Genomic DNA, 24,249 nt, shown 5'->3' with positions numbered 1-24,249 from the left:
ATCGAACAGGCTTCAAAGAAATGGACGATGCCGATTCAAAACTGGCGGATGGCGCTGAATCGTTTCGTTATAGAATTTGGTGACCGGCTGAACGGCCACCAGTAATTCCAAAGGCATTTACACAGAAAGATTTACAGGCTCGATATTTGTCAGTTCAGTGTTTTGCTTACTGCTATTTTTCTTGAATTTATAGCTACACTGTTTTTTCTGAGTGATTTGATTTTATATAGTTACAGCTGGCGAGGCATGACATTTTTTGCATTCCCTATGCTTTGATCGCTTTCTGCGTCTGTTAACCCGTAAAATACCCCTCTTTGCCTTCTGCTAGATTTATATCATGTCGATTATTCTTTCTACTTTAAACGCCCGCTATACCCATGCCTCTCTTGGGCTGCGCTATTTGCTGGCTAATATGGGTGATTTGCAAGGGGAAACCCAGCTGGCGGAGTTTGTAATCGGCATGAAGACTACCGAGATCGTTGAGCAGCTGTTGGCGAAGAAGCCCAAAATCATTGGGTTTGGCGTGTATATCTGGAATGTGGAAGAAACTTGCCGAGTGGTGGCGATGCTTAAATGCGTTGCGCCGCAGATAAAACTGATTCTTGGCGGGCCAGAGGTTTCATATGAGACGGGTGAGCAGGAGATTGTAAAGCTGGCCGATTTTGTGATTACTGGTTGGGGCGAAGTCACGCTGCCGCAGCTTTGTCAGCAGATTCTGAATGGCCCGCAGCCCTTGATGAAAGTGCAAGCGGGGGTGCAGCCGCCTTTGAATGACTTGGTGCTGCCGTATTCTCTTTACACCGATGAAGATATTGCCCACCGTACGCTGTATGTAGAAGCCTCACGCGGCTGCCCATTTAAGTGCGAGTTCTGTTTGTCGGCGCTGGATAAAACGGCGTGGCCGTTTGATTTTGATGTGTTTTTAGCCGAGATGGAAACGCTGTATCAGCGCGGTGCACGTTTGTTTAAATTTGTGGATCGCACGTTTAATCTGAATATCAAATCCAGTTTAAAGATTATGCAGTTCTTTCTGGATAAAATTGCGGCTCACCCCAATGACCCTGTATTTGCTCACTTTGAAGTAGTGCCCGATCATCTGCCAGAAGCCTTAAAAGCGGGCATTAGCCAGTTTCCGGCTGGCGCTTTGCAGTTTGAAATTGGTATTCAAAGCTTTAATCCAGAAGTGCAGAGCTTGGTCAGCCGTAAGCAAAACAACCAGAAAGCCGCTGAGAATATTTCTTGGCTGACGGCACATTCGCATGCCCATTTACACGTTGATTTAATTGCCGGTTTGCCTGGTGAAGATATGGCGAGCTTTGGCCGTGGTTTTGATCAGCTCTATGCTTTGCGTCCGCATGAAATTCAGTTTGGTATTTTAAAGCGCCTGCGCGGCACGCCGATTATTCGCCATACCCGTGATTTTGGCATGGTGTACGATCCTTACCCGCCTTACACCATTTTGGCCAATGATCTGATTGATTTTGCCAATATGCAGCGTTTGGTGCGCTTTTCACGCTACTGGGATTTAGTTGCTAATTCTGGCCGCTTTGCCAACACCCTGCCTGTGCTGCTGGGCGATGCACCATTTGAGCGTTTTATGGCGTTTAGCGATTGGCTATACGCTCATACCGACGCCACCCACCGTATTGCTCTAGATAGATTAGCTAAAATGGTTGGGGAGTGGCTAGTGGAGCAGGGCTTGTCCGAGCTTGCTGCTGCTGAGTTGATTGCTTCTGATTATGCAGGTAAGCAGAAAAAATCCAAGTCAGTGGGCACGGTAGCGCCACAACGGCAGGCTGTGCATTTGCATGCTTAGGATTTGGCTAGGAATAATTTTCTTAGCCTAGGGAGAGCAAAGCGCTGTACCTTAGGCCCCTAAAATGCTTAATTAAATGCTGGGCATTACAATAAACAGATAAAAAAACCTCCGTCCATTGCTGGGCCGGAGGTTTTTTTATGCAGTACGCTCGCTTAGCTGAGCGATTTATTCACAATCTCTGCCAGATCGCTGGATAAATCATCTTGCTGGGCAATGCGTTGCAACTCGGCCTGCATCATTTGCTGGCGTTGTGGCTCCATTTTTTTCCAGCGGTTAAAGCTGGATGCCAAGCGAGCTGCAACTTGCGGGTTGATTTTGTCTAGCTCGATAATCCGGTCTGCGGCAAAAGCATAACCATAGCCATCGGCAGCGTGGAAGTGCTGAGCGTTTTGCAGGCAGAAACCCATAATCAGTGCGCGTACTTTATTTGGGTTTTTGATTGAAAACGCGGGGTGATCCATCAGCGCTTGCACGCGGCTTAGCGCGCCTGGGCGGCGGCTGGTGGATTGCAGGGCAAACCATTTATCCATCACCAGCGCGTCGTCATGCCATTGCACGGCAAAGTCGGCCAGCTGCGCTTCACCACCATCGCGGTTAACCAACGCTTTGAGTGCGGCTAGGCGATCAGTCATATTGTCTGACAAACGATATTGCTTGCTGAGCATTTCGCTGACTAAAGGCTCATCCAGCTCGGCTAAGTAATCGAGACAGACGTTTTTCAGGCTGCGTTTGCTGGCGTTCTCATAATGGTAAATTGCGCCATCATTTAGCTTTTGGTAAATAGCCAGCAGCTCTGGGCGCAATTCGCGGGCGATTTGTGCTTTAACACTGCGATGCACAAAGTGTAGATGGCAGGGGTCTACTTGATCGATCAGCTCAATCAAGTAATTTTCGCGCGGTAGCTCTAGCATCAGCGCGATAAGGGCAGCGTCAATTTTTTCGCTAGTTAGTTTACGCAGGGCATTGATAAAGCTGGCTGGTGCCAAAGGCTTTTCATCGCCAGCGGCGTAAAGCGCTATCAAGAGCCGCGTGGCAAAGGTGTTGGCCGCTTCCCAGCGATTAAAGGCATCGCTGTCGTTGGCCATCAGAAACACCAGCTCTTCATCGGTGTAGGCGTAGCTGATCTTCACAGGCGCAGAGAAATCACGCAGCAAGGATGGCGTAGGCGCCGCCGTAACATTAATAAAGCTGAAGCTCTGCTCAGCTTGTGTTAGCTCTAAGACGCGGGTTGTGCCTTGTGCAGCGGCTTCGCCAGCGAGTTGCAGCGGCAGATCTTTGCCTTGCTTATTCAGCAAGCCAACCGCCAGTGGAATATGGAAAGGGCGTTTTTCAGCTTGGCCTGGTGTCGCTGGGCAGCTTTGTTTTACATTTAAAGTATAGGTTTGCGCGGCTGCATCGTAATGGCTGCTGATAGCCAGAGCTGGTGTGCCCGCTTGCTTATACCATTCTTCAAATTGTGTGAAATCTACGCCATTGGCATCTGCCATCGCGGCGCGGAAATCATCGCAGGTGACGGCTTGGCCATCGTGGCGCTTAAAGTACAAATCCATGCCCTTACGGAAACCTTCGCGCCCGAGCAGGGTGGCATACATGCGCACCACTTCCGAGCCTTTCTCGTAAATGGTCATGGTGTAGAAGTTGTTAATTTCTGAGTAAGCTTCAGGGCGAACCGAGTGTGCCTGTGGGCCTGCATCTTCGGCAAACTGCATTTCGCGCAGTGCTTTTACATTGTTGATACGCTCAACCGAGCGGCTACCAATATCGCTAGAGAATTCTTGATCGCGATAAACCGTTAGCCCTTCTTTTAAGCTGAGCTGGAACCAATCGCGGCAGGTCACACGGTTACCCGTCCAGTTATGGAAGTATTCGTGCGCAACCACGGCATCAATGCCGTCAAAATCAACGTCTGTGGCGGTTTCTGGCTTGGCCAACACGTATTTAGTGTTGAAAATATTCAAGCCCTTGTTTTCCATCGCGCCCATATTAAAGTCGCTGGTAGCTACGATCATATAAGTGTCTAAATCGTATTCCAGACCAAAGCGCTCTTCATCCCAACGCATGGCTTTTTTAATCGCCGCCATGGCGTGATGGCATTTATCTAGATTGCCCGGCTCTACAAAAATTTCTAAAGCCACACGGCGGCCGCTAGGCGTGGTGTGCTGATCAGCCAGCATGACAAATTTACCGGCGACTAGCGCAAATAAATAGGCGGGCTTTTTAAATGGATCAACCCATTTTACCCAATGGCGATTCTTCTCTAACTGGCCGCTGTCTACGCGATTACCGTTAGAGAGCAAAATAGGGTAGCGCGTCTTATCGGCAATGATGGTGGTGGTAAATTTAGCCATCACATCTGGGCGATCTAAGTAATAGGTAATCTTACGGAAGCCTTCGGCCTCGCATTGGCTTACAAAATTACCACTGGATACATACAAGCCATTGAGGCTGGTATTACTCAGCGGATTAATAATGGTGACGATTTCTAAAATAGCTTCGTCTGGCATGGTAGCGATCACAAGGCCGGTGGCCGATACGCTATAGGCATCGGTTTTGAGCAGTGCGCCGTCTAGCTTGATCGATTCAAGCGATAGCTCTTCACCGACTAGAGACAGTGGTAGGCCTGCAGCAGCTTCGGGGTTACGCTTCAGTACCAGTCTAGATTGGACCCGTGTTTGGCTTTCTTCAAGCTCAAAAGTGAGATCAACGCGGTCGATTAAAAAGGCCGGTGCGGTGTAGTCGAGGCGATTAATTTGGGTGCTTTGGAGTGTCATGCTGAGGATTCAAAGTTCGGTTGAAATGCGAGGATACCCCTCGTGCAAGAGCCGTGTAAATAAATCACGATGGGCAGGGTGAGGTGGGCCAAAAATAAACAGCAGGATAGGGGAATAAGCCTAGGGTATCGGCCGTTAAATAGCTTGTTTATTAAGGCATAATTTTTATTTGCCTGCGGGGCAAGATTCACTAAATTTAATGCACTGAAGGTGTTGCTTTTGCGTATAGCGATAGCGTTAATCTAAAAGCAAGATTAAAAGCAGCAAGGCCGCGCTTTATATACACATTGCGGCCTAACCTTATTCATAAATAGTCATTTAGTTTACAAAGTGCCACTGGTATAGTCGGAACAATAAATTGGCTTACTCGTCAGGCTGAGCAAGTACAGGGGTAGAAATCTCTGCAAGTGGCGAGATTATCTACCCTTTTTGTTGCCTGTTTATTGGCAGCGACGGATAGCACTATCCCTTTTTCTGGATGATTCAGATGTATATCTACGACGACTACGATCAACGCATCGTAGACCAGCGTGTGGTTCAGTACCGTGATCAAACTCGTCGCTATTTAGCGGGAGAGTTGAGTGAGGAAGAATTCCGCCCGCTGCGTCTGCAAAATGGCCTGTATATCCAACGTCATGCCCCTATGCTGCGTGTGGCGATTCCCTACGGGCATCTGACTAGTACCCAATTACGGAAGCTAGCAGAAATTGCGCGTAAATACGATAAAGATTACGCACACTTTACTACCCGCCAAAATTTGCAATATAACTGGCCTAAATTAGAAGACATCCCCGATATTTTGGCTGAATTGGCTACGGTGCAAATGCACGCCATTCAAACATCGGGCAACTGTATTCGTAATACCACCACCGATCAGTTTGCTGGTGTGGCGCATGATGAGCTGCTTGACCCCCGCCCGTGGTGCGAGATTATTCGCCAGTGGTCTACTTTCCATCCTGAATTTGCCCATTTGCCACGTAAATTTAAAATTGCCGTCAATGGGGCTGTAGAAGATCGCGCTGCGATTTGGGTGCACGATATTGGCCTGAATGTGGTGCAAAATGCTGCGGGTGAATTAGGCTTTAAAGTGATTGTGGGTGGTGGCCTGGGCAGAACGCCCATTATTGGCAGCGTAATTTGTGAGTTTTTACCCTGTATTCATTTGCTGACTTATTTAGAAGCGATATTGCGCGTTTATAATCGCTATGGCCGCCGCGATAATAAATATAAGGCGCGGATTAAGATTTTGGTTAAGGCGCTTACGCCAGAAGTATTTGCCAGCAAAGTAGCCACAGAATGGGCCTTTTTAAAAGACGGGCCACAGACTTTAACTCCAGCCGAAATGACGCGGATGCAGGGCTTTTTTACCACGCCTGATTATGTTTCTTTTGCTGGTGACGATCTTGACTTTATTCAGCAGCAATTAGATAACAAAGCCTTTAGCCGTTGGGTAGAGCGCAATGTATTTAAGCATAAGCAAGCGGGTTATGCTGCCGTTACTTTAAGCCTTAAAAAGCACGGCGCAGCCCCTGGAGACGCATCGAGTGAGCAATTAGCTGCCGTAGCCGATTTAGCCGATCGCTATGCTTTGGGTGAATTGCGCGTTTCTCATGAGCAAAATTTAATTTTATCGGATGTCAAACAATCTGATTTATTTGCACTATGGGAAAAAGCCAAGGAAATTGGTTTTGCTACGCCAAATATCGGCTTGATGACGGATGTGATTTGCTGCCCAGGTGGTGATTTCTGCTCTTTAGCCAATGCTAAATCTATTCCTATTGCAATTGCCATTCAAGAGCGCTTTGATAATCTTGATTACCTTTATGACTTAGGTGAAATTGATTTAAATATGTCTGGCTGTATGAATGCCTGCGGCCATCACCATATTGGCAATATCGGTATTTTAGGGGTGGATAAAAATGGCTCTGAGTGGTATCAGGTTTCCTTAGGTGGTCGACAAGGTAATGGTGCTACTTTAGCCAAAGTGGTGGGGCCTTCATTTGCTCAAGAACAAATGCCTGACGTGATTGAAAAGATCATGGATGTATTTGTAGAAAACCGCTTGGGTGAAGAGCGTTTTATTGATGTATTTGATCGCATTGGTATGCTGCCCTTTAAGACTCGTGTTTATGCGAAGGAGGCGGCATAATGGCGCGTATTATTAAAGATCACGCGATTATTGATTGCGAAGCAGAGCTGCTTAGAAATGCAGAAGACGGTAGCTTTGCGGTATTGCCAAGCAGTGGTTTAATTATTGTTCCTTTGGCTCAGTATCTTGCGCAAAAATTAGAGTTACAAACGCGTGGTGAGTTTGGCGTGTGGTTTGCTCCAGATGATGAGCCAGAAAGCCTAGGCAATGAAGCGGCTAGCCTTGCTTTGATTGCGGTTGAATTCCCTGCATTTACAGATGGCCGTGGTTTTTCTATTGGGCGCTTATTACGCGAGCGTTATGGCTTTACGGGCGAATTACGTGCTTTTGGCGATGTATTTAAAGACACGATTGTTTATTTAAAGCGCTGTGGATTTAACGCTTTTGTGGTAAATAGCGATAAAAACATTGAGGACGCTTTATTAGGCCTAGATGCTTTAGCTGAGTCTTATCAAACCGGCACGGATCAGCCCGTGCCTTTATTTAGACGTCGCAACTAAGAGCTTAAATAAATTGCTTACTTATAAATCCCCGCCGAAAAGTGGGGATTTATGCATTAAGGGGAACTAGTTTTTATTTTCCAAGTCTTATTCTTTATTGAATTAATTTCTGCATGGCAGATAGGTTTGGAGATCTAATGATGAGTGCATTGCCCCCGATTACCGTGTCGACTTTAGATTGCGATCGTCTTTATGCTTTGTTGGATAAACTACCAGCGGATGCTTTTCCTGATGCAGCGGCATTAGAGGCGGAATTAGGCCGTGCCACCGTGCTAGAGCAAGCCGATATGCCAGATAATGTGGTGACGATGCATTCTACGGCGCGTTTTTTAATGACGCCGAGCAATAAAGAGTTTGAGCTGACTTTATGTTTTCCTCACGAAATTGATGGCTCAACAGGCAAGGTTTCCGTTACCGCGCCAGTGGGCAGTGCCCTCTTGGGTTTATCCGTAGGGCAGAGTATTGATTGGCCTGCACCAGGTGGTCATGAGGTTAAAGTAAAAATATTAAGCGTCAGCCAATAATTGATGGCGTAAAAAAACACCGGCATAGTGGATATGGGCGGTGTTTTTTTTATTTAAATTTAATCAGCCTAGTTCATTCGCCCAGCTCATTGCGGCTAAGAGCGCTTCAAAATCACAGGGTGGATTCGCATTGCTAATTGGGTTGCTGTCCTCTGCCAATAAAGCTTGGCTAAGAAGAAGACCCAGTGCGTTTTTTTTGCCCATTAGCGCATCTTTTACATCATCGGCTAAATTGAGCGGCTCTAATAATTCTTGCAATGGCGCATTAAAAAAAACATCGATTAAAGAAAACATCCCTACCATAAATGCTTGATCGGCCAAACTGTGGTCATGGGGCTTTTGCTTTAAAGACAGTAGCTCCATAAATTTGCCACGAATTGCGGCTGTTTGCACTAGTGGATTACTGCCTATGGCTTTGCCCGATTGTTGTACATAGGCGAGTAAATGAATCCATCTCCCCATTTGGCGGCGCCCTAATACCGTAATGGCGGCAGCAATACTGTCTATTTTTTTGGGGGAGCTAGATCCTACTGAATTAACTAGCTTAAGTAAATTAATGGTTAAGTCGGGAGAGTGCTTGAAAGCCATCTCAATATCGCTATTGCCGGCGTTGCTATTAATTAACCCTAGTAAACGTAATAAGGCCATTTGAGAAGGCTGTGGTTTGCTGCCAGATAAAATGGTTGGCTTGGCAAAGTAATAGCCTTGGAAAAGATCAAAGCCTAATTTCATACATAAAAGATGTTGATCTGGATTGTCGACTTTTTCTGCCAAAATTTGTAAAGGATAGGCACGTAGCTCGTTAATCAGCACATTCATTTGTGCTTTTGCCATCCCTAGCACTTCTAGCTTTACAAAACTGATCTGCGGCAATAGGGCGCGCTGAGCATCATTTAAATGAATTACATCGTCGAGAGCCAGTTTAAAGCCCTTCTTTTTAAGGGCAATGCAGCGCTCAACAATTAAGGGGGTAATCTCGACTGTTTCTAATATTTCTAATACAACTTGCTGCGGGGGGAGTAACTCTAGAACATCTGATAATAGTAAATCAGCACTCACATTAATAAAGCCGAGTTTATCGCCCAGTACGCTGCTGGTGCCTAGGGTACTAAATGCATGCTGAATTACATCAAGGGTGGCTAAAAAATCGTCAGGAACAATGGCTTCATTGCGCTGACTATTGTTTCTAAAGAGTAATTCGTAAGCAACCAACTCTTGTTGGCGGTTTAAAATGGGTTGTCGCCCCAAGTGATATGAATTTTGCATGGCGGTCTAAATAGTGATGGTTGATTCAGTCTAGACCTTAATTTTTAAGGCTGGCGAATTCCATTTTATTTTGTTGTGGTGCGACAAGATAATCGGTTTAGTGACGGCTATTTTTTAGTGCGGCCTTTAATCGTAATATGTCATGCCAGGCACGTGATTTGTCGGGTAAGTTACGTAGAAGGTAGCTTGGGTTGTAGCTGACTACTAGCGGAATCTGCTTGTATTGCTGTAGCTTTTCACGTAATACGCTGACTGGCTCATCTGATTCAAGTAGCGTTTTCATGGCAAAGCGCCCAGTCAGTAGCAGCGTTTTGGGTTGAATAAGCTCGATTTGGCGCTTTAAAAAGGGTGCGCATTGTAATACTTCGGCAGCTTGTGGGTTGCGTTTGTTGGGGGGGCGGCATTTTAGAATATTGGTTTTATATACCTGCTCATCTTCACCAATCGTGGCCAGCATATTGTTGAGCAGCTTGCCTGCATCGCCCAAAAATGGCGTTTGTTGGGTTTCTTCATCTGCGTCAGGTGCTTCACCAATCACCATAATATTAGCTTGCATTGGGCCGCTGCCAAATACCGTTTGCCCGCCGGTTTTTTGCCTTGCCTCGCAAAGCGGGCAAGCGGTACAAGTGCTAACGGCGGCATTGAGTTCTTGCCAATTCATGCGGGCAATGCGTAGTGAACGCTCGTCCTCAATGGGGTCATTGGCAGGCAAGGTTTGGGCTGGTGGCGGGGTGAATTTAGCGGGGCTAACCAGCGGGGCAAGGGCTTGATGGGCCGCTACCGCCACGGGTGAAAAGCCTTGTGGCCGAGGCGCAGGTGAATTTGATGCTACGGCAACATGCGCAGGCTCAACAGGCTTGGCTTGTAGTTCGGCCAAGATCTCCTTACGTACCCATACAGGGCTTAAGCCTAATTCATCTAGTATCAGCGCCCGACGATTCATCAATGCGTATCCATCATCATGGCAAAAATCAAAGCATCTTCACGGCCAGAGCCGCTGGCCGCGGGGTAATAAGCGGGGCGAATACCGGTTTCTGCAAAACCGGCATTTTCATAAAAATCCCGCGCGCGGTGGTTGGATTGTCGCACTTCTAGAAATAAACTGTGTGCACCCGCGCCATGTAGTTTTTTGACAAGGGCGTTAAAGATATTTTGTCCGAGCCCTTGGCCTTGCAAAGCGGGCCTAACGGCAATCAAAAGTAGCTCGGCCTCATCGGCCATTTTCATGGCAACGGTAAAGGCGGCGAGCCCGTTTTCATCCTCTATACCTAGGCAAATATCGGCTTTTAGCGAGTGTTGCCAATGGCTATCTACCCAAGGATGCGAATTGGTAGCTGCGTCTAGCTGCATCAGCGCTTGGATGTCACGCTCATCTAATTGGCGTACTTGTTTCATTTGTTTATCCGCTCATGGGTTTTGAGCGCGACTTTGTTGCGTAAATACACCAGTTCCGCTTCATGCGCGGCCAAGCCTTTGCCCGCTATAAAATCAGGCAGGGCTAAGGCTAGGATGTCTTTGGCAAGGGGAAAACGCGTGGCATCGATGCTGCTGATGCGTGTTCCTAGGCTGTTTTTAAGTGCATCGCCATACATCGCAAAGCCGCTACCTGCTGCCAGCCAGTTATCCCCACTCGGTACGGGGATGGCGTCTGGATCGCTTAAACAAGGGGCGATTACCTCTGACCACACGCCATCTTGTTTGCGATAGGCCGCGCAGTAGACTTGATTCATCCGCGCATCAAGGCAGGCATAGACTTGATTTGCATCGCAGCCAGCCGCAAGGGCGGCTAGGGTTGAAACGCCTAACACCGGAATGCCACGTGCAAAGGCTAAGCCTTGGGTGATACCCGCGGCAATGCGTAAGCCAGTGAATGAGCCAGGGCCATTGCCAAAGGCGATGCCTTGAATATCTTCCATTGTAAGTTGGCACTCTTCAAGCAGCGCAGCTAAGCAAGGAAGAATCATCTCGGCATGTTTTTGCCCCGCAGGCCAGTTACGGGTAACGATGCCTTGCTGGGTGCTAATGGCTAGGGAGAGATGTTCGGTAGAGGTGTCGAGCGCTAGATAGGGCATGGGTAGGCAGAAAAACAATTAAGGTGAGATTCTACCATGCGCATGTGATTAGATATTGCAGATAAACAAAAGCCCACGCAGCGGTGGGCTTTTTTACGATTAGGAAGTCTATAAAAATCTATTTTTCGCCATAATATTGCGTTGTGTATTAAAAAATATGTAGCGTCGATTTTTTAACACGCGCCTTGTCTTATTGTGGAAAGATAGACTTTTTGGTATTCCCATTAGATGGTGCTATTCAAATAATTAATGAAATTGCACTTGGATCTGTTGTTTGGCTAAAGCTGCGGCGCTATTTAAAACGCTGTGCAATTTATTGTCGTTAGCTTGTGGGGCAGCTTGCCAGTCTGTAACTGGTTTTTTTTGCTTGCCGTGACAAACGACGATTTGATACCAACCTTCCATACCGGTGTGACGGGTGGACGGACGAGCTTCTACGATAAAATCAAATTGTGCCATGATGGCTCCTAGTAATTGGCCATTCAAAGTTGAATGGCTAAGCACCAAAAGAAGAGCACCTGGTTCGGGGAGAACTTGCAGAAAAGCTGAGTAGGCTTGCTGGATAGTACTGCTACAAACACATTGCGAATCAAAAATATTCGCTTTACAAGGTTATGCTCAATCAAATTAGTGAATGGATTGTTGCTGTATTTTCTAATCCTGTCAACACTTTGTTTGGTTTTTTGTTAAAAACGTGCAAATTTGTCATTTTTTAGGCTGGTTTATGCTCTAGTTTGCTGTTTTTAAAGAATTTGTTACATTTTAGTTACTTTGGATTGATTGCTAAAGCGGCTGAATCACCCGCCTTAGCTTGTTTTTTTAGTGCGTACTCTGTTCTGAAACTTTCTTTTTGCTTGCATTGGCTGGTGGGCTGGCACGTGCCGTTGGCACAATGACGGGACTGCCATCGCTGGGCGCTTGCAAAATATCAGCGTGTACACCGTAAAGTGTGTGCACCAGCTCGGTGCTGACGATCTCGCGCGGTGGGCCATTGGCAATAATTTTGCCGTTTTTCATCGCAACTAACACATCAGCGTAGCGGGCTGCGGCGATTAAATCATGCAGCACCATGACCACCGTTACCCCTGTTTGGGTGAGCGCTTTTACCAGTGATAGCACTTCTACTTGGTGGCCCAAATCCAACATGCTAATCGGCTCATCCAGCAGTACCAGCGGTGCTTCTTGCGCTAAAATCATGGCTAGCCAGCAGCGCTGACGTTGTCCACCAGATAAATACTCTAGGCGGCGCTGGGCTAGATCATGGATGTCGGTACTTAGTAGGGCGGCGTTAACTACTTCTTCATCACGAGCTGACCACTGGCGTAATAAGCCTTGATGAGGGTGACGGCCATAGCGTACTAAATCAGTCACGCTGATGCCCTCAGGGGCAATGGGGCTTTGTGGTAGCAGGGCAATGGCGTGTGCCGCTTTGCGTGGGGAGAGTTGCCAAACATTTTGCCCATCCACCAAAATTTGGCCGCTTTGTGGTTTTTGTAAGCGGGCAATACTGCGTAGTAATGTGGATTTTCCGCAGCCATTAGGTCCAACAATCACCGCCAGCTGGCCTGCGGCTACGCTTAAACTTACACCATCTACGGCTACGTGCTGCTCATAGCTCACCTGAATATTTTCAACCATCAGACGCATTTTAAATTCTCTTTTTTATTGTTTTGACAACAAAACCCATAGTAAAAACGGCCCACCCAAGATGCTGGTAATCACCCCTACTGGCACTTCAGCGTGGCTACTGGTGATGCGTCCTAGTGTATCGGCACAGATAATCACGATTGCGCCGATCAGGGCGGATCTAAAAATAGGAATATGGGCGGGATCGGCAAAGCGGCTGGCGATGATGGGCGAGGCCAAGGCAATAAAGCCAATAGGGCCGCCAATGGTGACACCCAAACCCGCTAGGCCAATGGTGAGCAGCATAATAAAGAGCTGTGTTTTGCTCACATTCAAGCCAAGGCTGGCGGCTAAGCCTTCTTCAAAGCGTAATAGGGCAAGGCGGCGGCTGAGCAAGAGTGCGGTAGGCAAAAGCAGCGTTAGGCCCAAAGCTGCTGGCAGCGATGCGCTATAACCTCTGCCAACTAGGCTACCAAGGCTCCATGTATATAGCGTGCTGGCGTGCTGTAAGCTAACGGTAGACATAAGCAGCTCAATCACTGAGCGCAGCATCACGGCAATGGCAAGGCCAATTACCAATACGCGGTAACCTTGGCGGCCCCATCGGCCAGCTAGCATAAAAATCAGCAGCGCACAGCCTGCCGCTCCGATTAGGGCAAGCCACCAGCTGCCTAAGATATTGCCAACAATCAGCCCTAGAATAATCGCCAGCGTTGCACCATTGTTAATGCCTAATAAATCAGGGGAAGCTAAGCGATTACGCGCCATGGTTTGGATTAAGCAGCCTGCTGTGCCAAGGGCGGTTCCGGTAATCAAGCCAGCAAAAATACGCGGTAAGCGGATTTCTTGTACCAGCAAGAGTGTGCTATGACTGCCTTGGCCCAAAATAGCGGGCAGGGCCGCATTCAGCGGAATAAAAGTAGAGCCAAGTGCCAAAGAGGCGATCACGGCGAGTAGCAAAATTAAGCTGATGACGATGGTGCTAAAAATGGCGCTGTGCGATAGCAGCAAGGAAAAACCTTGGTAGCGAACCACCGTGCTGTCGTGATGGGTTTGAGGCGTATTGATCATATTGTGCTGACTTTGCTAGAGCGCACTAGCAAGATTAAAAATGGTGCGCCGATAAAAGCTAAGATCACCCCAACAGGGGAGTCAAAGGGGCGAATTACTAAGCGTGCCAAGATGTCGGCGCTGAGTAAGACCAAAGCACCAATCAGCGCTGCAAGTAAGATTTGGCTAGCAATACGTGGCCCTACAATATTGCGTGCCGCATAGGGGGCAACAATGCCTAAAAACACCAGCGGTCCCGCTAAGGCAACGGCTACGCCGCTCATCAGTGTTACCGTAAGGGCGATAATGCTGCGGGTTAAGGTGGGATTGTGGCCTAGCGCACGGGCGCTATCATCGCCAAGTAAGAGTGCGGATAAGGGCCTTGCCATAATTAAAGCCAGCAGCAGCGCAAAGACACTGATCGGCAGTAATTGCAGAGTCATGCTAAGGCTCACTCCAGAGAGTGAGCCTAATATCCAGAAGCGGTATTGATCGAAAGACGAAATATTGCTCAGCAATAAATACGAGCTTAAGCCTTGAAAGGTAGCGCTGATGGCCACGCCCGCCAGTACCAGCTTTAGTGCACTGGCACGGCTGGCCACCAACAGCACTAAGCCATTGCCGAAGAGCGCCCCGCCAAAAGCCCAGAGCAAATAGGCGTAGCCGTCTTGCGCATTGGCAAAGCTAATCCCAATGACCACGCCCAGTGCGGCCCCAGCATTCACGCCAAGTAAGCCACTTTCTGCCAGTGGATTGCGGGTTGCGGTTTGCAATAGTACCCCTGCACTGCCTAAACAGGCCCCCACCATAATGGCGGCTAAGGTGCGTGGTGCGCGCAAGCTTTGAATCACCATGCTTAATTGTTCATTAGCACGGGCTTGGCTATCGCCAGCTAAATAGGCCAAGCTTTCTTTCATGCCTAAATGGCCTGAACCAATCAGTAAAGATAAAAAAGCAAGGCAAAGTAGTAAAGCCGTTAATAAGAGCATCCAGCGCAGTAGCTGCGCAAGAGTGGGGGCAGAAACCAACACAAAAAACTTCCTTCTGATGTTACGTACACTAAAACCCAAGTCTTGAATCACAGAGAACACAGAGGGCACGAAGTTTCACAGAGAAAAGTGAGTATTAAATTCAGCCGTTTTCTTGGTGTTTTTATTCTCTTTAAACCCAAATGTTGGGTTAGGACTCACGGCTGAGCAGGCCTCTGATTAAATTGTCATCCCCGAATGTTTTGATCGGTAGTCCAGCGTAAATACTGGATTCCCGTCTGCGCGGGAGTGGCGAAATTGAATAAATCAGCGTTTCCTTAGCGAATGCCTATGGCCTTTGATGGCTTGAGGGGATTGCTCAAGTGGCTAAAGCTTGGCAAGAGATGCTTTGGGGCTAAGCAAAGATTTTTCTACGTCGTTCAAAATAGCCAGCGCAGCAAGCGGGCCACCCGCGCTGGTCCATAAGGAGCCGTCAATTACCACAACATGGTTTTGTTTAACCGCATTGAGCTGAGCAAATGCAGGGGAATTTTTAACCGTTTTGAGCATATTAGCGGCTTCGCCTTCAGGAGAAAGCGTGCCTAAAAATAACCAATCGGCATCAATCTGATCCAAGGCTTCAAGGCTTAATGGGTGAGAGTGCGCTACACCAGCTTGCATTTGGCTTTTGGGCCGGGCGAGTTGTAAATCGCGGATCACTAAGCTCGCAAAAGCATCCTTGAACATATAGCCAGGGCCTTTAGGATTCCAGCGCACAATGCTAACCGTTTCATTTTGATGGGCGGCTAGCTTGCCTTGAAGTTGATCCGCTCGCTCTTGGTATTGCTTTAAAAAGGCCTTGGCTTCCGCATCGCGGTTTAAATAGCTGGCAAATTGGCTAAAGGCAGCTTTCCATTCGGTGCCATTTTTAATTGAAACCACGGTTGGGGCGATTTTTTGCAGCTGGTTTAGAATTTGTTCATCATTAATGGTGCTGGTGATGATGAGATCTGGCTGGGCCGCAATCACTTTATCCATGGTGGGCTGGGCAAATGCACCTACGCTGGGTACCTTGGCAGCAAGGGTTTGCAAATAATTGGGTGCTGTTTGTTGGCCTCGACCATTGCTAGTGCCTACGGGCTCAATGCCAAGGGCGAGCAGCGCGTCTAAATCAAACTCTCCTAAAGCAATAATTCTTTGTGGCTTAAGCGGCAGGCTTACTTTGCGCCCCATTGCATCGGTAACGGTGTGCATAGCTACTGGGGCCACGGCTTGGCTCTCTACCGCTTGTTTTGGGCTGAAGCTGAATGCAGCCAAGATAGCCAGTACTAATCCAGTGCCAGCCAAAAGATATTTTTTATTCATAGTGAGGTCATCGCTTGTTAATAGTGGGCCAATGCTGCGCTTGCAAATAAGGGAGGGGCTTAAGCGGGGGTAAGCACTTCATCCATGGTGCGATGGCGCTCTTCGTGATAGGCCTCTTCGCTGTGTAGGTTTTTCCAGTAGGGCACGGCATAGCAATGACTGACGGCTAGTTTTTTTTCTAGACGTAGGTAATTACGGATGGATACCACGGCATTTGCTTCGCCTGCCACGGTGGCGGACACAATTTGCTCTGGCCAAGGCAAAGCTAAAACGGCTTGGGGAAGTCGCAAGCTAGGTGTGGGGCTGATTAACCAAGTCAACTTGATGCCTGCCGGATGCTGCAGCATTTGCTGGTCTTGTTCAGATGGAATTTCGATAAAGGCATGGCCAATAGCGCTGTTTGGCAGCATTTCTAGCACTGCAGCAATTAGCGGCAGGGCGGATAAATCACCTGCCAGTAAAAAATACTCGGCATCTGGATTAAAGAGTGCAGGGCCACCAGGGCCACCAAGGCCTACTTCATCGCCAATCTGTGCGTGCTTGGCCCAAAAAGAGGCGGGGCCATATTCATCATGAATCACAAAATCAACGGTGAGCTCTTTACGTTCTTCATTAAATTGCCGAATACTATAGGTGCGTACTAAAGGCCTATCTTGCGCCGCTGGCCAGATCAAACCTTTAGGCCCTGCCGTAGGTAGCGTGAGTGCTTGCCCTTGCTGTGGTAACAGCAGCTTGATATGTGCCCCATTGCTGCCACTAGGAAAGTGTTCTAATTCTGGGCCGCCCAAGGTGAGGCGTTGCAGATGAGGGGTCAGTTGCACACTGTTTAGGACTTGCAATCTACGTGGGGTTTTTTTAGGTGTGGCTTCTTGGCTCATGAGGGCAAACTTCTTTAGGCATTCACAATGCCTCTACCTTATCATGAATGATAATGCTTACCAATTGTATTTATTTCAAAAAACCCCCCAGTGCCGTAAGGATTAAGCGACGGCTTGGGGGTTTTGTGGTTAGCAGCCTATCGGGCTTTGGCCGTTGTAACGTAAGCCTAGCAGGCCGCTATAGGCTAGGCGATTGCTGGGCTGCTGAGGTGGCGGGCGATATCGTCTTGCGAGATTTCACCTTGATAGCTATTTTCGTCGTCCACAATCGGCATCCAAACTAGATTGTGTTCATAGAGCTTAGATAAGATCACACGTAAATTATCGCTGGCTTGTGCCGTTGCTTCAAAAGCATGCACCTTATCCGCACATACTCCTTCTGCATTACGCGCCTCTTTACGCGTCACATAACCTAATGGCTTACCAGCCTCGTCCACAATGGTCAGAAAACGCTGATCATTATCATCCATCAAATTAAATGCTTCTTTCAGCTCGGTGCTTGGTTTGGCTGTAATGGTGGTTTGCCCATCACACACTTGGCCAGCGTTAATCAGCAGCAGGCGTTTTAAAGTGCGATCCTGCCCTACAAAGGAGCCAACAAATTCATCCTTAGGGGCTGCCAGCAGCTGATCTGGGCTGGTGTGTTGCACAATTTTACCCTGCCTAAAGATGGCGATGCTGTCACCCAATTTGATGGCTTCATCGATATCGTGGCTAACCATCAGCACGGTTTTATTGAGTTTACGCTGCATCAGCAGAAATTCGTTTTGGATGGATTCACGGTTAATTGGATCGACCGCGCCAAAAGGCTCGTCCATTAATAAGACCGGTGCATCGGCGGCTAAGGCACGAATCACCCCAATACGCTGCTGCTGTCCGCCAGACATTTCGCGCGGATAGCGGCTTAAAAAGCGCTTAGGATCGAGTGCCACCATATCCATGAGTTCACGCGCACGCTCACGGCTTTTCTTTTTATCCCAGCCTAAAAGACGCGGCACGATGCAGATGTTTTCTTCGATGGTCATATTTGGAAACAGACCAATCTGCTGAATAACATAACCAATTTGGCGGCGCAGCGCGACCACGTCCATCTCTTGGGTATCTTGCCCATTAATGAGGATACGTCCAGAAGTAGGCGTAATCAGGCGGTTAACCATTTTTAGCGTGGTGGTTTTGCCGCAGCCTGACGGCCCGAGCAGCACGCAAATTTTGCCTTCTTCTACATGCAGGTTCACATCATTGACCGCTTGCATGCTCTGGCCATTTTTTTGGGTGAAAGTCTTGCTGAGGTTTTCGAGCTTAATCATGAGCGGATACCTTTAGGTGTGAGGTAGTGCTGGATGCAGTTAAGGATGAGATCCATCACAATGGCGAGTAGGCTGATCATCACTGCGCCGACGATAAGTTGGCGGATGTCACTCTGACTAATTCCATGCAAAATCAACAGGCCAAGGCCGCCTGCGCCGATGGTGCTGGCAATTGCCATCACCCCAATATTCATCACCACGGCGGTGCGAATTCCGCCAAAAATCAGTGGCACGGCCAGCGGTAGCTCTACCCAGCACAGGCGCTGAAAAAAGCTCATGCCTAGGCCTTTGCATGATTCGCGAATACCTGGATCGATCTGCTGCAAGGCGGTATGGGTATTGCGGATAATGGGCAGTAGTGAATATAAAAACACCGCCGAAATAGCCGGAACATAGCCAATCCCCTGATTAATCAGTGAGAAAAGCGGGATCATCAGACCAAATAGTGCAATGGATGGGGTGGTTAAAATCACGGTAGCAAGGCCCAGCACCCAAGGGGCGAGCGCGGGCAGCCGCACAATCAACACACCAATGGGCACACCCATCACGATGGCAAGGCCAACGGCGATCGAGACCAGCATCATGTGTTCGCGAGTAAGCCCTAGAATAAAGCTGCTGTTTTCCCAAGCGTAATGAAAGATTTCCATATTATTTTCCTTTGATCAGGCCCTGATCCATCAGGAACTGGCTTGCTACGTCGTCAACACGCTGGTGTTCAATATCAACTTTTGCGTTCAAGGTGATGATGGTTTCGTTATTGAGCAGGGCAGAAAGCGTATTCATTGCTTCTTCAAGGCCGGGGTGGGCGTCTAGCACGCTTTTTTCAACGACAGGTGTGGCGGCGTAGCTGGGGAAAAAATGCAGATCGTCTGCCACAACCAGCAGATCAAACCCTTTTACTCGGCCATCTGTTGAGTAAACCAGCCCTACTTCTGTAAAGCCATCACGAATGGCGTTGTAAACAAGACCGGAATTCATTTGCTTCATTTGCGGGCGGTCTAATTTAAGTTGGTATTTTTCCTGCATTGGCTTTAAGCCATCAGGGCGGCCAGCAAACTCAATATCTAGCCCCAGTTTCCATTCTTTATGCTGATTAAACGCTTGAACCATCTCCGACATATTGGTGATGCCTAGCTCTTCTGCACGTTTACGCTGCATCGCAAAAGCGTAGGTATTGTTTAAAGCGGCTGGTTTTAGCCAGATCAAGCCATTTTTAACGTCCAGCTCTTTTACCTTGGCATAGCTTTGCTCTGGGTTCACTTCGCTAAGCTTGTGATACACAATCAGCGCGGTACCGGTGTAATCCCAAACCATATCCAGCTGCTTATTCACCAGTGCGCCACGCATAATGATGCTGGGCAGATCGGTGGTGGTGGTGACTTCAAAGCCCTTTTCAGCAAGGTAGAGGCGAGTCATTGCAGAGAGTAAATGCTGCTCGGTAAAGTCTTTGCTACCTAAGCGAATCGGTGCTGCGCTGGCAAAATTAGCCGCCAGAATAAGGCCGATGCTGATGATAAGTTGTTTCATGGCAGTTTCCTTTTAGTTTGCAGCTCGTTTGGCAAAGACGCGTCCAAGGCCCGCAATGGCTTGATCAAGCGCCAAGGCCACAATGGCGGTTGCCCCTGCGCCAACCAGAAGCTGGGTCTGATTATTTAAGAAGATGCCGGGGAAAATCAGCTCGCCATAACTACTGGCTCCAATCAAGAAGGTGAGTGGCACAGTACCCACATTGATCACCATTGCCATACGTACTCCAACCAAAATAACGGGGGCGGCATTAGGTAGCTCAACAAAATACAGGCTTTGTCTTGGCGTCATACCTAGGCCACGGGCGGCTTCCAGTAAGGCAGGTGATACGCTACATAGGCCGGTATAAGTGTTACGAACAATGGGCAGCAGCGAGGCTAAGAAAAGGGCGATAACGGCGGGCTGATCGCCAATGCCAACCAGCACCATGGCCAGTGCCAGTACGGCAAGTGGGGGCAGGGTATTGCCAACGTTAAAGATTTGCAGAAGTGGCTCGGCAAAGCGCTTGGCCCAGCTGCGGCTGAGGATGACCCCCGCAGGTAGCCCAACAATCAGAGCAAGAAACATCGAATAAGCAACTAAGCGCAGATGCTGCTGCCCTAGGTAAATTAGATCGCTCTGGTAAGTTTTTAGCCAAGCTGGATGCGATTGAATGATAGCGAAGATTGCCGCCAAAAAGACGACGAATCCACCACGTTTTAGGTACACAGACATGTGCATACTCCTTCTTGTAGAGCGGTCAAAACCGCTCGCAATGATGAGAGTGACAACTTAAGAATTGAGGGTTGCCTTACTTAGGCTGGTTTTGCTGCATGTATGCAGTAAAACTTAACGCGCCCTAACGATTAAAAAATCGCATATGGAGATTGCACTGGCTGAGGACGTAATGATGTTTTACGACCCATTTCGATAAAAATCAGTGGCTAAGCGCCGCGATATCGTCAGTGCAAATCGAAAGGCTTTAGGCCTTGATCACCGCTGTATGCAGAGTGATTTTTTTAGAAGAGGACAGTTTTTAGCATGTGCTTACACTGGGCAGCAATGTAAATGAAGCAACTTGTAACTATTGGCGAAGCTTTTTTTGTGCCGTTTGGGGATGAAAAATCAATCTAGCTGATAATGTTTCTGCTCTGTAATTTGCTTTTTACAGCGGTGTCTACAAACAAAATGTAGGGGCAAGCACTGGCTTGCTGCGCCCTAGCTGAACAGGGCGCAGCATATTGGTCTACATGCAATAAGTAGATAGGCAAAAATTTTCTTGCATCGTTGTCTTGCCTTGTCGTACTAACTGTACTGCCTGCGGCTTCGACGCCTTGCCATAAAACTTTTGCACAAGTACTTAGATGGCTTGGTTTGAGTAAGAGACATAATCAGGAAAACTGTTGCCAGCAAAGCGCTTTAAACCTGATGGAGTAAGTTTTTTGACAGCAAATATAGGGCTTTTTTCTTTGGCTTGTGTAATGCATTGTGACAGTATGAGCTGATTCAATATTTTGTTTACATCATTTAGGTGGCTATCTATGCGTGCAGTGATCCAGACCAAATCATTACTTTCTTTAGGCCAAGCTGAGCAGCCCCAAGTGCAGGCTGGGCAGTTATTGATTCAAGTTTATGCTGCGGGGATTAATCGGGCAGATTTAGCCCAAGCTGCAGGGCGTTATCCGCCCCCAGCAGGTGATTCACCTATCTTGGGCTTAGAAGTAGCGGGTGTGGTGAGTGCTGTGGGTGAGGGCGTTGATGGTTTTGCCCTAGGCGACCAGGTATTTGGCTTAGTGGGCGGGGGCGCTTATGCAGAATATTGCCTTTTAGAAACCAGTCTTGCCATGAAAATACCTGCAGGGCTGTCTTTTACTGATGTAGCCAGCCTGCCTGAAGCATGGATGACCGCATGGTTTAATTTGGTCAAAATTGGTGGCCTAAAAGCAGGCCAGCGGGTGCTGATTCATGCAGGGGCCAGCGGCGTAGGGGCGGCAGGCATTCAGTTGGCTAAGCATTTGGGCGCTTGGGTTGCCACCACGGCAGGTGGTGCTTTGAAAGGCGAATTCTGCCGCCAGCTTGGGGCTGATCTAGTGGTGGATTACCAACGGGATGATTTTGCTGTCATTGTTAAAGAAGCCGGTGGTGTGGATTTGATTTTGGATGGGGTAGGCGGTGATTATCTCGCTAAAAACCAAGCTTGCTTAAATATGGATGGGCAGATTGTGTTGATTGGCTTGCTACGTGGCATGAGCGCTGAAGCAAATCTTGGCTTGCTGCTGATGAAGCGCCAGCGTATTACCGGCTCCACTCTTAGGGCACAGCCTTTGACCATAAAGGCGGAGTTAGCAGCGGCGCTGCGTGAAAAATTACTGCCTTTAATCGCCATTGGCGATTTAAAAATAACGATTGATTGTATTTTTGATTGGGAAAAGGTAGCCGAAGCCCATCAATATATTACAGAAAGTCGTAATTTAGGAAAGGTAGTATTGGGTATTATTAATTATTAATTAAAGAGTTAATTAGTTATCTAATTATCTAGTATTTAAACAATAATTATTTACTTAAATACGATAAAATTTACTAAATAAGGGATGCCTGTTTGTTTTGTAGAGTTTGATTAACTAATATATTGATTGTTCGCTTGTGCTTTGTTGTAAATGGTTGTGTGAGCAGAAGTGAAATATTGTTTGTCACTTTATAAACACTTCTAGGGGTATTGATAAATGAATATATTAAAAACACTTATGGCAGGGGCCATGTTTATGGCGTGCACAGCAGCTTTTTCTGCACCTGCTACTGATGTCACTTTTGAAGAAGGTGTTGCAACGGGTGGTTTTAAAGTAACAAAAGCAAGTAACTTTGATTTTTCTATTAATTTTGGGCCTGTATTAAATCAAGGTTATTTGACTTGGTCTGTTGTGCAAAATGCATACAGTGTAGCCCATAAACCAACAGCGCTTGCGTCTGTGAGTATATGGTTAGACGGTGTAAAGCTTGATTCATTCACCAATCAAAAAAACTATGAAAATAGCCTGACTTTGGCGAATCTAACTGGCACGCATTTTCTACAGTTTAAGACCAGTACAAAAAATGGTTATATTGGTGCTGGCTCTTTTAGTATTGTGCCAGCCGTGCCTGTTCCAGAGCCAGAAACGTATGCCTTAATGGGCTTAGGTTTATTGGGATTGCTTGCTACTCGCCGCCACAAGTTAGTTAAATAATTTGCGGTTTGGCGTATTGCCACAAAGCAGTATTAAAAAGGCCATCATTTAATTAAATGATGGCCTTTATGCATTATCCACACCGCTGTTTATTATTAAATGCCTTGCATTGCAATATTAGGGCTCTGCCAGTGTGGGAGTTGGCGTATTGCGCTAAGCCAGCGCTTAATATTGGGCCAGTCTGTTTCTACAATACTGATTTGATCAAGCCAAAATAAATAGGCCGAGCAGCTAATATCTGCAATGCTTGGCCCTGATGCCAGTAAAAAATCTCTGCCAGCTAGTTTGTCTTCTAGCGTTGCCAGATCGGCCAGTAGCCGTGCATGTAAATAGGTCATAACCTCGGGGGCTTGGGGTGACCAGTGTAGGGCAAAGCGGTAGTTGGGCACGCTAAAGCCGATGCGGTTGGCCTCCCAAGCTAGCCATTCCAGCGCCGCTTGTTGCTCTTTGCCCCCCGTGAACTGGCCACTTTGCTGGGCAAAGTAACTTAGAATCGCATTGGATTGGCAGAGCACCTTACCTTGATGCACTAAAACAGGCACTTCGCCAAAGGGGCTGGCCGCAATAAACGCGGCGGGCCGTTGCTGCCGAGCTAGGCTGAGATCAATCCATTGATAGCGATGCGGGGTAGCCGTAAGCAAAAGGAATGAGCGGATTTTAAAAGAATGGCCAGATTCGGTACTGCCATAGAGAAGCATACAAGCATTGCCTAAATGATTGAGGGAGCGATATTGGCTATCTTACATTCAAAATATCAGTGATTAAGTAATTGTAAAACCACTTTTAAGTTGTGTGTAATTTTTCAAATGCCCCGTTTTTGCTTGCAGTGCTACAATCAAGAGATGAAAAAAGTGTGGCTTTTCTTATTGCTAGTGTCAGTACTGTCGTTGAATGCGGCAGGCTGGCTTGCGTCTGCCGCTAGCACGCCTTGCCACATGGCTGAGTCTCATGAAACGTGTCAGATGGACTCTGCCATGCTGGATATGGCAGACTGCTTGCAAACATGTATTAGCCATTATCCAGCCTTGTCGAATGCGGTTTCTACGGCTGCTTTTACGCTTACCCAGCCAGCTTTCAGCGCTGCGCCCGTCTATTTTTTGCCTGACCCTCCTCTTGAATCTCCTTATAAGCCACCTACTTTCGGCGCGGTTGCTTCGTCCTAGTTTCTTCTTTATGCACGAGATGTTTTGTAGGGCGGGTCACTCTCGCCTGAACGGTTACGCTCTA

23 protein-coding genes are annotated in these 24,249 nt (G+C 47.7%); 7 read left to right on the top strand and 16 right to left on the bottom strand.

The features are described 5' to 3' along the window. Positions 1 to 337 precede the first annotated feature (337 nt). Entirely contained in the window at positions 338 to 1,816 is a 1,479-nt protein-coding gene (locus tag Q0R17_RS06215; protein WP_293933055.1) for a B12-binding domain-containing radical SAM protein, read from the top strand. Positions 1,817 to 1,971: 155 nt separating this feature from the next. Here the strand turns inward: Q0R17_RS06215 and pepN are convergent, their stop codons facing one another. Beyond that, a complete protein-coding gene (gene pepN, locus Q0R17_RS06210) occupies positions 1,972 to 4,590 on the bottom strand; it encodes an aminopeptidase N (RefSeq protein WP_293933053.1) in 2,619 nt (872 codons plus the stop codon). A gap of 487 nt (positions 4,591 to 5,077) precedes the next feature. Here pepN and Q0R17_RS06205 point away from each other — a divergent pair, with 487 nt between their 5' ends. The 3 genes from Q0R17_RS06205 to rnk all read left to right on the top strand — a co-directional run bounded on the left by Q0R17_RS06205 (position 5,078) and on the right by rnk (position 7,763). Beyond that, positions 5,078 to 6,739, top strand: a complete 1,662-nt coding sequence (locus Q0R17_RS06205) for a nitrite/sulfite reductase (protein WP_293933051.1) — start codon at positions 5,078 to 5,080, stop codon at positions 6,737 to 6,739. Beyond that, positions 6,739 to 7,239, top strand: a complete 501-nt coding sequence (locus tag Q0R17_RS06200; protein ID WP_293933049.1) for a DUF934 domain-containing protein — start codon at positions 6,739 to 6,741, stop codon at positions 7,237 to 7,239. Before Q0R17_RS06205 ends, Q0R17_RS06200 begins: the two co-directional genes overlap by 1 nt. 137 nt (positions 7,240 to 7,376) lie before the next feature. Further along, complete coding sequence (gene rnk / locus Q0R17_RS06195) at positions 7,377 to 7,763, top strand: nucleoside diphosphate kinase regulator (protein ID WP_293933047.1); 387 nt, start codon at positions 7,377 to 7,379, stop codon at positions 7,761 to 7,763. Positions 7,764 to 7,826: 63 nt separating this feature from the next. On the opposite strand, the gene Q0R17_RS06190 is transcribed toward rnk, so the two are convergent. The 14 genes from Q0R17_RS06190 to Q0R17_RS06125 all read right to left on the bottom strand — a co-directional run bounded on the left by Q0R17_RS06190 (position 7,827) and on the right by Q0R17_RS06125 (position 20,536). Further along, on the bottom strand, positions 7,827 to 9,029 hold the full coding sequence (locus Q0R17_RS06190) for an EAL and HDOD domain-containing protein (protein WP_293933045.1): 1,203 nt from the start codon (positions 9,027 to 9,029) through the stop codon (positions 7,827 to 7,829). Positions 9,030 to 9,126: 97 nt separating this feature from the next. Continuing rightward, complete coding sequence (locus Q0R17_RS06185; RefSeq protein WP_293933043.1) at positions 9,127 to 9,972, bottom strand: uracil-DNA glycosylase family protein; 846 nt, start codon at positions 9,970 to 9,972, stop codon at positions 9,127 to 9,129. Then, positions 9,972 to 10,424 (bottom strand): ribosomal protein S18-alanine N-acetyltransferase, encoded by a 453-nt coding sequence (gene rimI / locus Q0R17_RS06180; RefSeq protein WP_293933042.1) that lies wholly within the window; start codon positions 10,422 to 10,424, stop codon positions 9,972 to 9,974. Before rimI ends, Q0R17_RS06185 begins: the two co-directional genes overlap by 1 nt. After that, on the bottom strand, positions 10,421 to 11,101 hold the full coding sequence (gene tsaB, locus Q0R17_RS06175; RefSeq protein ID WP_293933041.1) for a tRNA (adenosine(37)-N6)-threonylcarbamoyltransferase complex dimerization subunit type 1 TsaB: 681 nt from the start codon (positions 11,099 to 11,101) through the stop codon (positions 10,421 to 10,423). Before tsaB ends, rimI begins: the two co-directional genes overlap by 4 nt. A gap of 246 nt (positions 11,102 to 11,347) precedes the next feature. Further along, positions 11,348 to 11,560, bottom strand: a complete 213-nt coding sequence (locus Q0R17_RS06170) for a hypothetical protein (RefSeq protein ID WP_293933039.1) — start codon at positions 11,558 to 11,560, stop codon at positions 11,348 to 11,350. A gap of 360 nt (positions 11,561 to 11,920) precedes the next feature. Then, the gene (locus Q0R17_RS06165) at positions 11,921 to 12,748 is read right to left on the bottom strand and encodes an ABC transporter ATP-binding protein (RefSeq protein WP_293933037.1); all 828 of its coding nucleotides are present in this window, start codon (positions 12,746 to 12,748) and stop codon (positions 11,921 to 11,923) included. Positions 12,749 to 12,763: 15 nt separating this feature from the next. Then, positions 12,764 to 13,798 (bottom strand): iron chelate uptake ABC transporter family permease subunit, encoded by a 1,035-nt coding sequence (locus Q0R17_RS06160; RefSeq protein WP_293933035.1) that lies wholly within the window; start codon positions 13,796 to 13,798, stop codon positions 12,764 to 12,766. Next, entirely contained in the window at positions 13,795 to 14,808 is a 1,014-nt protein-coding gene (locus Q0R17_RS06155; RefSeq protein ID WP_293933034.1) for an iron ABC transporter permease, read from the bottom strand. The genes Q0R17_RS06160 and Q0R17_RS06155 overlap by 4 nt, the downstream gene beginning before the upstream one ends. A 324-nt stretch (positions 14,809 to 15,132) precedes the next feature. Then, entirely contained in the window at positions 15,133 to 16,110 is a 978-nt protein-coding gene (locus tag Q0R17_RS06150) for an ABC transporter substrate-binding protein (RefSeq protein WP_293933032.1), read from the bottom strand. Between the two features lie 59 nt (positions 16,111 to 16,169). Then, positions 16,170 to 16,988 (bottom strand): siderophore-interacting protein, encoded by an 819-nt coding sequence (locus Q0R17_RS06145; RefSeq protein ID WP_293933030.1) that lies wholly within the window; start codon positions 16,986 to 16,988, stop codon positions 16,170 to 16,172. A gap of 185 nt (positions 16,989 to 17,173) precedes the next feature. Next, a complete protein-coding gene (locus Q0R17_RS06140; RefSeq protein WP_293933029.1) occupies positions 17,174 to 18,295 on the bottom strand; it encodes an ABC transporter ATP-binding protein in 1,122 nt (373 codons plus the stop codon). Next, a complete protein-coding gene (locus Q0R17_RS06135; RefSeq protein ID WP_293933026.1) occupies positions 18,292 to 18,942 on the bottom strand; it encodes an ABC transporter permease in 651 nt (216 codons plus the stop codon). Before Q0R17_RS06135 ends, Q0R17_RS06140 begins: the two co-directional genes overlap by 4 nt. A 1-nt stretch (position 18,943) precedes the next feature. Further along, entirely contained in the window at positions 18,944 to 19,822 is an 879-nt protein-coding gene (locus tag Q0R17_RS06130; RefSeq protein WP_293933024.1) for a glycine betaine ABC transporter substrate-binding protein, read from the bottom strand. Positions 19,823 to 19,834: 12 nt separating this feature from the next. Then, a complete protein-coding gene (locus tag Q0R17_RS06125) occupies positions 19,835 to 20,536 on the bottom strand; it encodes an ABC transporter permease (RefSeq protein ID WP_293933021.1) in 702 nt (233 codons plus the stop codon). 806 nt (positions 20,537 to 21,342) lie between these two features. Here Q0R17_RS06125 and Q0R17_RS06120 point away from each other — a divergent pair. Beyond that, positions 21,343 to 22,308 carry an NAD(P)H-quinone oxidoreductase gene (locus Q0R17_RS06120; protein ID WP_293933020.1) on the top strand — a complete coding sequence of 322 codons (966 nt, stop codon included), beginning with the start codon at positions 21,343 to 21,345 and terminating at the stop codon, positions 22,306 to 22,308. Positions 22,309 to 22,524: 216 nt separating this feature from the next. Beyond that, entirely contained in the window at positions 22,525 to 23,022 is a 498-nt protein-coding gene (locus Q0R17_RS06115) for an FxDxF family PEP-CTERM protein (RefSeq protein ID WP_293933019.1), read from the top strand. Between the two features lie 95 nt (positions 23,023 to 23,117). Here Q0R17_RS06115 and Q0R17_RS06110 read toward each other — a convergent pair whose 3' ends face one another. Next, positions 23,118 to 23,720 (bottom strand): glutathione S-transferase family protein, encoded by a 603-nt coding sequence (locus Q0R17_RS06110; protein WP_293933017.1) that lies wholly within the window; start codon positions 23,718 to 23,720, stop codon positions 23,118 to 23,120. 237 nt (positions 23,721 to 23,957) lie between these two features. Between Q0R17_RS06110 and Q0R17_RS06105 the strand changes: the two genes are divergently transcribed. Then, the gene (locus Q0R17_RS06105) at positions 23,958 to 24,185 is read left to right on the top strand and encodes a hypothetical protein (RefSeq protein ID WP_293933015.1); all 228 of its coding nucleotides are present in this window, start codon (positions 23,958 to 23,960) and stop codon (positions 24,183 to 24,185) included. The last annotated feature ends 64 nt before the right edge of the window (positions 24,186 to 24,249 follow it).

This window comes from Iodobacter sp. (assembly GCF_025352645.1).
Classification (GTDB): domain Bacteria; phylum Pseudomonadota; class Gammaproteobacteria; order Burkholderiales; family Chitinibacteraceae; genus Iodobacter.
This window is presented reverse-complemented; position numbering and strand designations above follow the sequence as displayed.